This window comes from Desulfobulbus propionicus DSM 2032, assembly GCF_000186885.1.
Classification (GTDB): domain Bacteria; phylum Desulfobacterota; class Desulfobulbia; order Desulfobulbales; family Desulfobulbaceae; genus Desulfobulbus; species Desulfobulbus propionicus.
This window is the reverse complement of the sequence record NC_014972.1, coordinates 2,295,045-2,307,909: the sequence shown is the minus strand read 5'-3', so window position 1 is coordinate 2,307,909 and position 12,865 is coordinate 2,295,045. Positions and strand designations below refer to the sequence as shown.

Below are 12,865 nucleotides of genomic sequence, written 5' to 3'. Positions count from 1 at the left end.
CTGAGGAGATGACGCATGAACAAAAGAACAAAACTCGTACCATGGCTATTTACGGCACTGTTGGTGCTTTGTGGGGGAAATGTGGCGATTGGCGAGGAGGTGACCGCCGCCGCACAGCCGGAGGCGGTGATTGCCGCGCCAACCATTGCCATCGATAAGAACGAAGTCAACAATGGCGGCACCATCAAGGTGAGCGGCCAGGCCCCGGCTGGCAAGCCGGTATTTCTCGAGGTTTGGGCAGCGGATCATGCCGTGCGCGCCAACCGGTTTGACAGCGAGGTCGATAAGGAAACCGGCAAACGGCCGTATATCTTCTACATAACCGAAGAAATGCCGGCCTATTACAAGATCTTTGCCCCCAAGGAACTGCAGCCAAAGATCGACGAGGCCAAGACAAAAGGAAAGAAATGGAGTTATTCCGAACTGCTCAAGAGTTTGGGGGCGGATGTCGCCTATACCGTTCCGGCCAAGACCAAGATCGAGCGCTATCAGTCGACGCTCATGGCCAGCGTCGTCGGCAGTCGTGGTGATCTGTTGCCGACGATGGACGAGAAGGAGAATAAAAAACGCTCCATGCAGCTGGTCAAGGCCCGCTTCCAGAGCGTTGACAAGGTGGTGGCCGCCGCCATCGATGTCAAGCCCGACGGTTCCTACACTGCGGACATCAAGATTCGCGAAGGGTTGGCTCCGGGCAAGTACAAGGTCGTCGCCGTGGTCGACAAATCGCTCAAGAGCGAGGTGGCAACCTTTGACAACAAGATTGCCTTCCCCAATGTCTACCTGGAGAACGCCGGCACCAGTCTCAATATTTTCTACCCCTTCTTCCTCTCCCTGGCGGTGGCCATTTTCGGCGTGCTCATGGGCGCGGGCGGTGGTTTCATCATGAACCCCTTGCTGCTGGCGTTGTTTCCGGCCCTGCCCCATACCATCGTCGCCGGTACTGTCACCCCGACCGTGCTCTTTTCCCAGGGCAGCGGTATTTATAACTACTCGAAGATCAAATTCATCAATTGGAAGCTTGGTTGTGGTATCGGCACCGCCATGTTGCTGGGCGGCTTCATCGGCCCGAAATTGACGGAAATGATCACCCTGGATCAGTTCAAGTTTGCCTTCGGCTGGATCCTCATCATCCTGGCAGCGCTGATGCTCTGGCAGACCACCCCCGGCTACCTGGCCAAAAACAAGAAGGAACAGTCCATTCTCAAGGAGTTCAAGAAGCGGGCTGAGCAAGCGGCCAAAGGCAACAATTAAGGATCATTCGAGGAGGAATCCGTTATGAAAATAGAATTTTGGGGACAGGAATTTCAGGTGAACATGGTGGTGGGCTGCATCGGCGGTTTTCTGATTGCCATCATGTCGTCGATGTTCGGCTTTGGCGGCGGCCCCTTCATGGTGCCGCTGATGACCGTCGCCCTGCGGCTGCCCATGTACCTGGTGGTGGGCAGCTCGCTCTTGGCCATTTTCTTCAATACCACGGTCAGCACCATGCGCCACTATCAGTTCGGCAACTTCGACCTGTACTTCTTTTTGGCCATGTTTCCGGCAGCCATCCTCGGCGGCTATATCGCGCCGCAGATCGCCAAGCGGGTCAGTCCGCTGGTGGTCAAGCGGATCGCCTGTGTCGGCCTGATCCTGCTGGCCCTCAATCTGTTGGGCGTATATTGATGGTTGATGTGCAATCAGCGGCTCTGAGCCCTGGTTGATCTCACCACGCAGGAGCGATGCAGTGAAAAACGCCAGGATGGGCTTGCCCTCCTGGCGTTTTTCATCCATGGCTCGGAACGGTGGCCCCCGGTGTGGCAATTACAAAAGCGAATAACTGCTTGCCATATTGCGTGGAGAATGCGATAGTAAGAACAAACTGACATCTAATAATTCCCTCTCAAGGAACTGAAGATGATGACCGCAGGGCCGCTTGTCTTCACCCCAGATAAACGCACCCATTTTCGGGTCCCTTTTACCCGCACGGTGAAGGTCCGAATCCAGGATAAGGTGCATGGTCAGTTTGCAGCGCGCAACCTTAGTCTGGGGGGGGTGTTTCTCGAGGGTGCGGTGAATGTTCCTGTTGGCGAGGAGTGCCGCTTGGAGCTGCATGAAACCGGAAATCGAATCAGCTTCATTTATACGATCCGGGGAAAAATTCTGCGAAAGGAAGCGGGGGGAGTCGGCATCAAGTTTACCGGCATGGCAGAGAACTGCTTCATGTTTCTGCAAACCATGATTCTCTATTCTTCGGATGACCCCATTCAGACAGCCGAACATTTTCTTGAAGAGTTTGCTCCCGCGCCCGTGTCCATTTGCTGAGAGAGGCATGCGCAAGAAGTTCTGGCCTGAGCCTTGGCTGGAGCTTCTTTTATTTTGATCGGCGCACCGGCGTGTATTTTTAGCGACCGGGGCAACAATTCGACGTACCTCCCATGACTGAAACAGAAAAAAGTTCCCTTCCCTTACTGCGCCTGATCGGCAGAATGGGCGATCAAGCGATCTACACCCTGACCGATCTCGGCAGGATGGGGATTTTTTTATTTTTTTCCCTGCTGGGCCTTCTCAAACGTCCCTTTCGTTTCCGTGAATTGATCAAGCAGGTCGGATTTATCGGCGCAGGGTCGTTGACGGTGATTTTTTTCACCGCGCTTTCCACCGGCATGGTTCTGGGGCTGCAAGGGTACTACTCCCTGCATAAATTTGGTGCCGAAGGGATGCTGGGTTCCGCGGTCTCCCTCAGCCTGATCATGGAGCTCGGGCCGGTGCTTACCGCCCTGATGGTGGCTGGGCGAGCCGGATCGGCGATGTGCGCAGAAATCGGTATCATGCGGATTTCCGAACAGATCGATGCCTTGGAATGCATGGCCATCGACCCTTTTCGTTATTTCATATCCCCCAAACTTCTTGCAACCTTGATCTCGGTTCCCCTGTTGACCGCGTTTTTCGATGTGATCGGCATCACCGGTGGATATTTGGCCGGGGTGAAGCTTATGGGCGTGAACAGTGGCGCCTTTTTTTCCGGCATGGAGCAAAGCGTCACCAACCACGATGTGCGCCTGGGGGTAATTAAATCCTTTGTCTTCGCCTTGCTGGTGGCATGGATCTGCACCGGTCGCGGTTATTTTGTCCAGACAATTCGCGGGGCCGGTTTTGGTGCGGAGAGCGTCAGCAAAGTCACCACTCAAGCAGTGGTCATGTCGTCGATTTCGGTCTTGATCTTTGACTATCTGCTCACCGCGGTGTTGCTATGAGTACAGCAATCGCCCCGGCCAATGAAACAGCCATCCAATTTGTCGATGTCTGTAAATCCTTTGGCGAGCGGTCCAGGCGCCATCTGGTGCTTGACCGGGTCAGCTTTTCCGTGCCCAAGGGCAAGACCACGGTCATTGCCGGGGGCAGCGGTCAGGGGAAAAGCGTGATTCTCAAGCTAATTCTCGGCCTGCTGCGTCCTGATTCTGGTCAGGTCTTGATCGGCGAAAAAGATATCACCACCATGGGCTACAAAGCCCTTCAGGAACAGCGAATGCGGTTCGGTGTGCTTTTTCAAGGGGCAGCCTTGTTCGATTCGCTGACCGTCTTTGAAAACATCGCATTGCCGTTGCGGGAGCGTACCCGGTTGAGCGATCAGGAGATAAGAAGCCGTATCGCGGCGACGCTTGAACAGCTTGAATTGACAGGGCATGAGGAAAAATTTCCTGCCCAGCTCAGCGGCGGGATGAAAAAACGCGTGGGCCTGGCCCGAGCCCTGCAGCTTGAGCCGGAAATCGTCTTGTTCGACGAGCCGACCACCGGTCTTGATCCGGTTATGACCAGGGAAATCTACGAACTGTTTGTTCGCACCCAGCAACGTCTTGGATATACGGCGGTTATCGTCAGCCATGATATCCCGCAGATTTTTACCCTTGCCGACCAGATCATCCTCCTGAACAAAGGCGAGCTGGATATTTTTTCAGATCCCGCCCAGATCCCGCTTTCAACCAAACCAAAGATCCGTGAGTTTGCCCGCTCGGTCATGGGACAGCAGGCGGCATAATTGAGGAAAGGAAAAGGCTATGACCAATGCGCGTGTGGAATTATTTGTTGGTTTTTTTCTGGTGGTCGGTTTTCTGGCCCTGGGGTGGTTGGCGTTGCAGCTTGGCGAGGTCCCCTGGTTGACCGGTGCCAAGACCTACCTCCTGCATGCCGAGTTTAATAACATTTCCGGGGTCAAGCCGGGAGCAGATGTGCAGATTGCTGGTGTCACGGTGGGCAAGGTGCGCCAATTGCATCTCAATGAAGATCGTCAGGCCGTTGTGACCATGCAGATCGACCGCGAGGTGGTCGTCCCTGTCGACTCGATCGCCTCCGTTAAATCGCAAGGTATCATTGGGGATAAATACATTCAGATTACCCTGGGAGGCGATGAAACCGCCTACAAACCCGGAGAAGCCATTGTTGACACGGAATCGGCGGTTGATTTGGAATCGCTCATTTCCAAATTTGCCTTTGGCGAGGTGAAAAAATAACGTGAGTCCCGTTATGCAACCAAAACCTATCTTCGCGTTGCTGTTGCGCTGCTGTCTTATGCTGTGCGTGTCTTTCCTCATTGGGGGCGGCAATGCGGCCGCCAATGACTTCCTCAGCGATGACGCCTATGCAAATGGAGAAACTGCCCAAGTTGCCGATCCGATCGAGCCGGTGAATAGGGCGATCTTCACGTTGAACGACAAGTTCTACATATGGGTGTTGGACCCTGTGGCCACAGGATACAGCAAGGTACTGCCTGCCGATATTCGGGGATGCATCGGCAATTTTTTTTACAACCTCGGTGAACCGGTGCGCTCCGTCAACTGCCTGCTGCAAGGACGGTTTCGCGATTCCGGTCTGGTCTTATCCCGGTTCGCGCTCAACACCATCTGCGGTGTCTTTGGCTTGGCGGATACCGCGGCCCATGAATTTGCCATTCCGCCCATCAGCGCCACGCTCGGGGAAACGCTCGCCACCTGGGGCATCGGCGACGGTTTCTATGTGGTCGCACCCTTGCTGGGACCGTCCACGGTGCGCGATTTGACCGGAACCGTGGTTGACAGCTTGGCCATGGCTTCCTATTATCCGTGGAGCGATGACGAATTGAGCCCGTACACGCTTACCGGCGTTAATACGGTGAATCGCACCTCGCTGCATCTTGGGGAATATGACCAGTTGAAATCCTTGAGCTTTGATCCCTATATAGCTTTTCGCAACGGCTACTTCCAGATGCGAAGTAAAACGCGCAATCATTCTCAGACAAAATAAAAACAGTTTATCGCTATGTGGTTCATGATATTGGATCGACGATGCCGTCGGCAGGGTACCCAATTTTTTTTCAGCGGCCTGCTTGTTCTTGTCGTAATCATTTTCGGCTCCTTCCTCGGACAAGCGGCGGCCGCGAGCTCTCCCGATCCTACAGAGCAATTTCGTCCCTTCCTGCAGAAAGTCACCGATGTACTCGCCGACCCCACCCTGAAAACGGTTCCGAAAAAAGAGCAGAGTCAAAGAGTGATCAATGTCGTACGTGAACGCTTTGATTTTCGCGAAATGAGCAAGCGGGTTCTCGGGCAGCATTGGCGTTCGCTCAATACACAGGAGCAGGCACAATTTGAACAGTTGTTCACCGAGCTTTTGCAGTATGCCTACGTGGGAAAAATCGACGAGTATACCGGGCAACAGGTCGAGTTCACTCAACAGCGGATCAAGGGGGATCGCGCCGAGGTGCAGACGTTGCTGGTGGATGCGAATAAATCCATTCCCATCTCGTATATTCTTATTCTTCGCGGGACGCAATGGATGGCTTACGATGTGGTTGTCGAAGGGGTGAGCCTCGTGCGCAACTACATGGAGCAGTTCAAGGAGATCCTGCTCAAGGACGGATATCCGGGTTTGGTTAAACAGATAGAAAATAAAATCAGCCAATTGGAACAGCAGCAGAAGCAATCCTGATTCCATCCGCAGGAATCAATGCTTCTTTCATCTTGATTCTCCTCTCTTTTTCAAATTCTTCTCTTTTTGCTTGGCGAAGATTTTTTTTTTAGGTATACTTTTCCGTTTCGACGGAAAACCAACTTTTTCGCGCGGTTGAAGGTGGTGCAGGGTGCAGGTCCGGTTCAATGAAATCTCCCCGTATGGCAGTCGTTTCGAGTTGACAGTCATAGAAAGTCTTGTCGCGCAGCGGGATTTTGCCATCAAGGGACCTCTGCAGGCCCATTGCGAACTGCGTCGCGAAGGCGAAGCAAAGGTTGGCATGCAGGGGTATCTTCAAGCCGTGGTGACATTGGTATGCGATCGCTGCCTTGGAGATTACGATGTGCAGGTGGATACCGATTTCCAGTTGCTGTTCGAGGTAGAGAGCGAAGCCTCGTGGCGTTTGAAGGAAGTCGAATGTACAACAACAGATTTAGACATCGAGGTGCTTGAAGAACCTGTCATTGACCTTGACGATGTGTTTCGACAGCAGATATATCTGGCGCTCCCGATGAAAAATCTCTGCGCCGAAACCTGTAAGGGGCTTTGCCCGCGTTGCGGCGCTAACCTGAATGGGATGCACTGCAGCTGTGCCGCCGAGGATAATCGGTCTCCTTTTGCGGGACTTGCTCGGTTGAAAAAATAAATTTTATCAATAAGTTGTCCAAAGACGACAGAATGGGCGATTCGGCACCGTTCAATGTTTGTGGACGCAATGGAGGACATTATGGCTTTACCGAAACGTAGACATTCCCATTCGCGAACAAGAATGCGCCGGGCGCACGATGCGTTGACTAAACCCAGCGTCGGGCAATGCCCCGAGTGTGGCGAAGCGAAGATGCGTCATCAGTTATGCGGCGGTTGTGGCATGTACAAGGGGCGGAGTGTGATCCGTCTTGAGGAAGAGATAAGCTAATAGGCACTGTGGTGAGAATAGCCCTTGACGCCATGGGTGGCGACCGGGGGTCAGAGATGGCGATTCAAGGGGCACTCGCCGCCGTTGGCGGCAGGAAAGATCTCCGCGTCGTCTTGGTTGGCCCCCAACATCTTTTGGAACAACAACTCGCTGAACATGCCCGCGGCCAAGGCGATGCACTGGATCGAATCAGTGTCCATCACGCCGCCGAGGTGATCACCATGGATGATTCCCCGGTTGATGCCGTGCGCAAGAAGAAAGAGGCGACCATTATGGTCGGTTTCGATCTGGTAAAGAACGGCGAGGCGGACGCGCTTGTTTCCGCCGGCAATTCCGGCGCGACCATGGCGGCGGCCGTACGAAAGCTGGGGCGGCTTCCCGGTGTATCCAGGCCGGGCATTGCCAGTTTCTTCCCGACATTGAAAAAACCGGTGATGCTGATGGACATCGGTGCGAATGTTGACTGTCGACCGCAGCATTTGTATCAATTTGCTGTCATGGCCTCATCCTGCTCTCGGTTGCTGCTCAAGCATGAACGGCCACGGGTCGGGTTGCTCAGTAATGGCGAGGAAACCGGAAAAGGGAATGCGCTGGTCAAGGAAACTCATGAATTGCTCAAAAAAAGCCCCTTGCACTTCATCGGCAATGTCGAGGGACGCGACGTGTATCGCGGCGATGTCGATGTGGTGGTATGTGATGGGTTCGTCGGCAATATTTCGCTGAAGATCAGCGAGGGCCTGGCCGAGGCGGCCATGCAGATGCTGAAGCGGGAAATCATGAAAACTTGGCGTGCCAAACTTGGGTATCTCCTTATCCGCGAGGCTTTCGCTGGATTTAAAAAACAGGTGGACTACGCGGAATATGGCGGCGCGCCACTGCTCGGTATAGACGGCACCGGCATCATCTGTCACGGCGCCTCCAATGCCGTGGCCATCCGCAATGCGATTGAAGTCGCCGCCAGCATGGTCCACAATCGCATCAACGACGCGATCGTTGAAGCCCTTGGCGAATTCGCCGCCTGAAAGCAGGTTTTTCATGAATAGAGCAGTTATCTTGGGAACCGGTTCCTGTCTTCCCGAACGGAAACTCACCAATGCCGAGCTTGAGCGGATGGTGGATACTTCCGATGAATGGATTACGACCAGGACCGGTATTCGAAACCGGCATATTGCTGGAAAGAATGAACAAAATTATCAGCTGGCCGCCAAGGCGGGACGACGGGCGCTCGCTGTGACCGGGATCGATGCCGAAGAGCTCGATCTGATTATTGTCGCGACCGTTTCGCCGCACATGATCATGCCGTCCACTGCCTGTTTCGTGCAGGCGGAATTGGGGGCGGTGAATGCCTTTGCCTACGACATCAACGCCGCCTGTGCCGGTTTTACCTATGGTCTGGATCTGGCGAGCAATTACATTCAGAATCGGCCGGAAATGAAAATCCTGCTGATCGGTGCGGAAACACTGTCCGCTCGGGTGGACTGGGAAGATCGCAACACCTGTGTTCTTTTTGGGGACGGAGCGGGAGCGGTGGTCCTTTCTGGCTCGCATGACGGTCGAGGAGTTTTTGGCAGCAGTTTGCATTCAGATGGCAAATTGTGGAACCTGTTGTGCATGGACAGCCCGGAAAGCCTTAATCCGGATCTGCGGCCGGACATATGGCACGGGCCTCATATCCGTATGAGCGGCAGCGACATCTTCAAACATGCTGTTCGGATGATGGAGGATGCCGTTACCAGTCTGTTGCGTAAGCATGACCTCACCATCGACGACGTCAACCTCATGATTCCCCATCAGGCCAATATCCGCATCCTGACCAATTTGCGTGACCGATTGGGCATCGCGGAGGAGAAGGTGTTCATCAATTTAAGCAAGTACGGCAATACCTCGGCCGCCAGCATCCCGATCGCGCTGGACGAAGCGCACCGTGAAGGACGGCTGAGGCGGGGAGACATTGTGTTGTTATGTACCTTTGGCGGCGGCCTCACCTGGGGTTCGCTGCTCATGCGTTGGTAAGACACCAAGGAGAGTCTTTGTGGATTATTTTCTCACTGAACAGCAGCAGATGATCGTTGATACCGCCCGGGAAATCACCAATGAAAAGATTATTCCGGTTCGGGCCGAACTTGATGAAAAAAACCAGTTTCCCCGCGAAATATTAAAGGATATCGCCAAGGCGGATCTGTTCAGCATATTTGTTCCCGAGGAATATGGCGGGTTTGGCGGCGGTTGTTTTGAGGTTGTCCTGGCCCTGGAAGAATTGGCCCGGGGATGCGTTGGTGTGGCCACCAGCTTTGCCGCCAGCGCTTTGGGCATCTTTCCGGTGCTGATTGCCGGCAGTGAAGAGCAGAAACAGAAATACATGCCCGATATCGCCAGCGGATCCCGCTGGGCCGCCTTTGGTCTGACCGAGGCCAATGCCGGCAGTGATGCCTCCGGCATCCGCACCACCGCGGTTTTGGATGGCGATGAGTGGGTGCTGAACGGGACCAAACAATGGATCACCAATGGCGGCGAATCACAGATCTACACCATTGTTGCCTTGACCGACCCCAACAAGGGCGCGCGCGGAGCCTCCATTTTCGTGGTCGAGGACGGGGATCCGGGATTTTCCTATGGCAAGAAGGAAGACAAGATGGGCATCCGGGCCTCGGCCACCCGGGAATTGATTCTCAAGGATTGCCGTATTCCCAAGGATCGACTGGTAGGCAAGCGGGGAACCGGGTTCATCACCGTGATGAAGACCCTGGACATGTCGCGGCCAGGGATCGCCTCCCTAGGTGTCGGCCTTGCCCAGGCAGCGCTTGATGAAGCGGTCACCTATGCCAAGCAACGCGTTCAGTTCGCCAAACCGATCATATCCTTTCAGGCCGTGCAACACATCCTGGCCGACATGGCCATCCAGCTGGAGGCAGCCCGATCGTTGGTTTACGCGGCGGCAAAGCACATCGACAAGCATCCCAAGGATATGTCCAAGGTCTCGTCCATGTGCAAGGTCTTTGCCACCGATATGGCCATGAAAGTCACCACCGATGCGGTTCAGGTGTTGGGTGGATACGGCTACATGAAAGAGTATCCGGTGGAGAAGATGATGCGCGATGCCAAGATCCTTCAAATTTATGAAGGCACCAACCAGATTCAGCGCAATGTCGTTGGCCAGGAATTGAACAAGGAATACGCCTGAGAGCAGGACAACGCATGAAGATTATCGTCTGTGTCAAACAGGTTCCGGACGCCAAGGACGTTCGTCTCGATCCGAAAACCAACACCCTGGCCCGGGAGGGAGTGGAGTCGATCATGAACCCTTATGATCGCCATGCCCTGGAAGAGGCGGTGGCCATCAAGGAGCAGCTGGGAGGCGCCGTAACCGTTTTGACCATGGGGCCACCGCAGGCCGAGGCGGTGTTGCGTGAGGCCATCGCCTGTGGAGCCGATGAAGGAGTGCTGGTTTCAGACCGTGCCTTTGCCGGGGCCGATACGTGGGCGACCTCTTACACCTTGGCCAAGGCCATAGAGGCTATCGGCCCCTTTGATCTCGTTCTCTGCGGCAAGCAGGCGATCGACGGCGATACCGCCCAGGTGGGGCCGGGACTGGCCCACCGACTTCAGGTGCCGTACGCTACCTGTATTCAGAAGACGCGTACGGTTGGCGATGGGGTTATCGAAGTGGAACGGATGATGGACGATGGGTTTGATGTCGTCCGCCTGCCTCTGCCGGCCCTGATGACCGTGGTCAAGGATATCAACCAGCCGCGTGTGGCTTCGCTGAAAGGGAAGATGAAAGCGAAAAAAGCGGCAATCAAGTGCTTTTCCGCCTCAGATATCGGTGCTGACCCGCAGTGCATCGGTCTGGCCGGTTCCCCGACGCAGGTGGTCCGGGTGTTCGCGCCGGAGCCCAAGGGCAATCGCAAAATTTTTACAGGAAGCGTTGAAGAGCAGGTCGACCAACTGGTCGCGTGCCTCAAGGCGCATCTGTGATCGTCTTTCACCCCGTGATTTCAACCGGATTGTTCCCATGCTGATTATCGATAGCGAGAAATGCACTGCCTGCGGCATCTGTGAAACAAGTTGCGCCTTTGGAGCGATCAGCGTCGAGGTCGACTGTGCCGTGGTCAATGAATCCTGCACACTGTGCGGGGCTTGTGTTGAAAACTGTCCGGTCGGGGCATTGAGGATTGAAACTGCGGAGAAGCGGGTTCGGGCCGACATCAACGACTATTCGGGCATTTTGGTGTTTGCTGAATATCGTCATGGCAAAGTGGCGCAGGTCAGCTATGAGTTGCTCGGCATTGGCCGGAAACTTGCCGAGCAGCGCGGAACCACGCTTAGTGCCGTGCTTCCCGGAGGCGCGGTCGCCTCGCTGGCCCAGGATCTGATAGCTGCCGGCGCAGACCGGGTGTTTCTTGCCGAACATCCGCTGTTGGAACAGTTTCGCGAAGATGTTTACGCCGGTATTCTGGAGCAGGTGATCCGGGAGCAAAAGCCCGAAGTGGTGCTCGCCGGAGCGACCGCCATCGGCCGTTCAGTCATCCCCTATGTGGCGAACGCCATCGATGCGGGACTCACCGCCGATTGCACTCGGCTGGAAATCAGGGAATCCGACGGCATGTTGCTGCAGACCCGGCCCTCCTTTGGCGGCAATATCATGGCAACCATTGAGTGCCCCCACACTCGGCCACAGATGGCCACGGTGCGGCCCAAGGTGATGGCACCTGCCGAGCCCGACCCAACGCGTCGCGGGGAGGTGGTCGTGATGCAAATTCCCGAGCGGTTACTCCAGTCGAAGATTGAAGTGCTCGAGACAGTGATCAACACCGATGATCAGGTCAATATTCAGGAGGTCGAAGCGCTGGTGGCTGGCGGACGCGGACTCGATTCGGCCAAGGGCTTTGCCCTGATCCGTGAACTGGCGAACGAACTGGGAGGCGCCGTCGCCGCTTCCAGGGCCGCGGTGGATGCTGGTTGGATCCCCTATCCCCATCAAGTGGGGCAGACTGGTAAGACGGTCAGCCCCAAGCTCTACATTGCCTGCGGTATTTCCGGGGCTGTGCAGCACGCCGTGGGCATGCAATCGGCAGAGATCGTGGTGGCGATCAACAAAGACAAGAGTGCACCCATTTTTGATATAGCCACCTATGGGGTGGTCGGTGATCTGTATGAAGTGGTGCCGCGTTTGATTCAGCGGTTGCAGGAGATGAAGAAATGATACTGGAAAAGATGATTGCCCTCGTGACCGGCGGCAGCCGCGGGATCGGTCGAGCCATTTGCCTGAAACTCGCCGCCATGGGGGCCACGGTCGGCATCAATTACGTTGCGAATCCGGCGGCGGCCGAAGAAACCCTCCGGCAGGTCGAGGCCGTGGGCGGCAAGGGCTTTACCGTCCGATTTGATGTGGCCGATGCGCAAGCGGTTCAGGAACAAATCAAGGAAATTATCGCGACACATGGCCAGATCGATATCCTGGTCAACAATGCGGGCATTACCCGCGATGGCTTGATGGCACGCATGAAGGAAGACGACTGGGACAGCGTGTTGGATACCAATCTGAAAGGGGCGTTTCTCTGCAGTAAGGCAGTGATGCGCGCCATGATGAAAAAACGGTGGGGACGAATCATCAATGTGTCGTCGGTGGTCGGATTTGTCGGCAACAGCGGGCAGGTCAACTACGGCGCGGCCAAGGCTGGCCTGGCGGGACTGACCAAATCCATGGCGAGGGAGTTGGCGGGGCGGAACATCACCGTCAATTGCGTGGCTCCCGGATATATCGTCACCGACATGACCGATGGCCTCACCGAAGATGTTCAGGAAGCGCTCAAGGCCCAGATTCCCATGGGAACCTTGGGAACGCCGGAGGATGTTGCCGCCTCGGTGGGCTTTCTGGCCTCGCCTGACAGTAACTACATTACTGGTCAGACCCTGCATGTCAATGGCGGAATGTATATGGGACATTGACAAGGAATGCCCGAGTATCTACATATTCGAGCATCG

The 12,865-nt window shown here is 55.2% G+C and carries 14 protein-coding genes and 1 pseudogene; all 15 read left to right on the top strand.

Annotated features, from left to right (window positions below):
• The first annotated feature begins 15 nt into the window (after positions 1-15).
• The 15 genes and pseudogenes from DESPR_RS18965 to fabG all read left to right on the top strand — a co-directional run bounded on the left by DESPR_RS18965 (position 16) and on the right by fabG (position 12,829).
• A pseudogene (locus tag DESPR_RS18965) lies at positions 16-1,665 on the top strand (sulfite exporter TauE/SafE family protein).
• Positions 1,666-1,896: 231 nt separating this feature from the next.
• Complete coding sequence (locus tag DESPR_RS10070; RefSeq protein ID WP_015724712.1) at positions 1,897-2,304, top strand: PilZ domain-containing protein; 408 nt, start codon at positions 1,897-1,899, stop codon at positions 2,302-2,304.
• Between the two features lie 113 nt (positions 2,305-2,417).
• Positions 2,418-3,236, top strand: a complete 819-nt coding sequence (locus tag DESPR_RS10065) for an MlaE family ABC transporter permease (protein WP_015724711.1) — start codon at positions 2,418-2,420, stop codon at positions 3,234-3,236.
• Positions 3,233-4,018 (top strand): ABC transporter ATP-binding protein, encoded by a 786-nt coding sequence (locus tag DESPR_RS10060; RefSeq protein ID WP_015724710.1) that lies wholly within the window; start codon positions 3,233-3,235, stop codon positions 4,016-4,018. Before DESPR_RS10065 ends, DESPR_RS10060 begins: the two co-directional genes overlap by 4 nt.
• A 19-nt stretch (positions 4,019-4,037) precedes the next feature.
• Positions 4,038-4,490: an outer membrane lipid asymmetry maintenance protein MlaD gene (gene mlaD, locus DESPR_RS10055; RefSeq protein WP_015724709.1), complete on the top strand. Its 453-nt coding sequence runs from the start codon at positions 4,038-4,040 to the stop codon at positions 4,488-4,490.
• Position 4,491: 1 nt separating this feature from the next.
• The gene (locus DESPR_RS10050) at positions 4,492-5,259 is read left to right on the top strand and encodes an MlaA family lipoprotein (RefSeq protein ID WP_218918236.1); all 768 of its coding nucleotides are present in this window, start codon (positions 4,492-4,494) and stop codon (positions 5,257-5,259) included.
• 15 nt (positions 5,260-5,274) lie between these two features.
• Positions 5,275-5,943, top strand: coding sequence for an MlaC/ttg2D family ABC transporter substrate-binding protein (locus tag DESPR_RS10045; protein ID WP_015724707.1), 669 nt, complete (start codon positions 5,275-5,277; stop codon positions 5,941-5,943).
• Positions 5,944-6,094: 151 nt separating this feature from the next.
• On the top strand, positions 6,095-6,610 hold the full coding sequence (locus tag DESPR_RS10040; protein WP_015724706.1) for a YceD family protein: 516 nt from the start codon (positions 6,095-6,097) through the stop codon (positions 6,608-6,610).
• Positions 6,611-6,664: 54 nt separating this feature from the next.
• Positions 6,665-6,880, top strand: a complete 216-nt coding sequence (gene rpmF, locus DESPR_RS17915) for a 50S ribosomal protein L32 (protein ID WP_425513472.1) — start codon at positions 6,665-6,667, stop codon at positions 6,878-6,880.
• An 11-nt stretch (positions 6,881-6,891) separates the two neighbouring features.
• Complete coding sequence (plsX, locus tag DESPR_RS10035) at positions 6,892-7,902, top strand: phosphate acyltransferase PlsX (RefSeq protein ID WP_015724704.1); 1,011 nt, start codon at positions 6,892-6,894, stop codon at positions 7,900-7,902.
• A gap of 13 nt (positions 7,903-7,915) precedes the next feature.
• Positions 7,916-8,893 (top strand): beta-ketoacyl-ACP synthase III, encoded by a 978-nt coding sequence (locus DESPR_RS10030; RefSeq protein ID WP_015724703.1) that lies wholly within the window; start codon positions 7,916-7,918, stop codon positions 8,891-8,893.
• 19 nt (positions 8,894-8,912) lie between these two features.
• A complete protein-coding gene (locus tag DESPR_RS10025; protein ID WP_015724702.1) occupies positions 8,913-10,061 on the top strand; it encodes an acyl-CoA dehydrogenase family protein in 1,149 nt (382 codons plus the stop codon).
• Between the two features lie 14 nt (positions 10,062-10,075).
• Entirely contained in the window at positions 10,076-10,855 is a 780-nt protein-coding gene (locus DESPR_RS10020; protein WP_015724701.1) for an electron transfer flavoprotein subunit beta/FixA family protein, read from the top strand.
• Positions 10,856-10,892: 37 nt separating this feature from the next.
• Complete coding sequence (locus DESPR_RS10015) at positions 10,893-12,083, top strand: electron transfer flavoprotein subunit alpha (RefSeq protein ID WP_015724700.1); 1,191 nt, start codon at positions 10,893-10,895, stop codon at positions 12,081-12,083.
• Complete coding sequence (gene fabG, locus DESPR_RS10010; protein ID WP_015724699.1) at positions 12,080-12,829, top strand: 3-oxoacyl-ACP reductase FabG; 750 nt, start codon at positions 12,080-12,082, stop codon at positions 12,827-12,829. Before DESPR_RS10015 ends, fabG begins: the two co-directional genes overlap by 4 nt.
• Positions 12,830-12,865 lie beyond the last annotated feature (36 nt).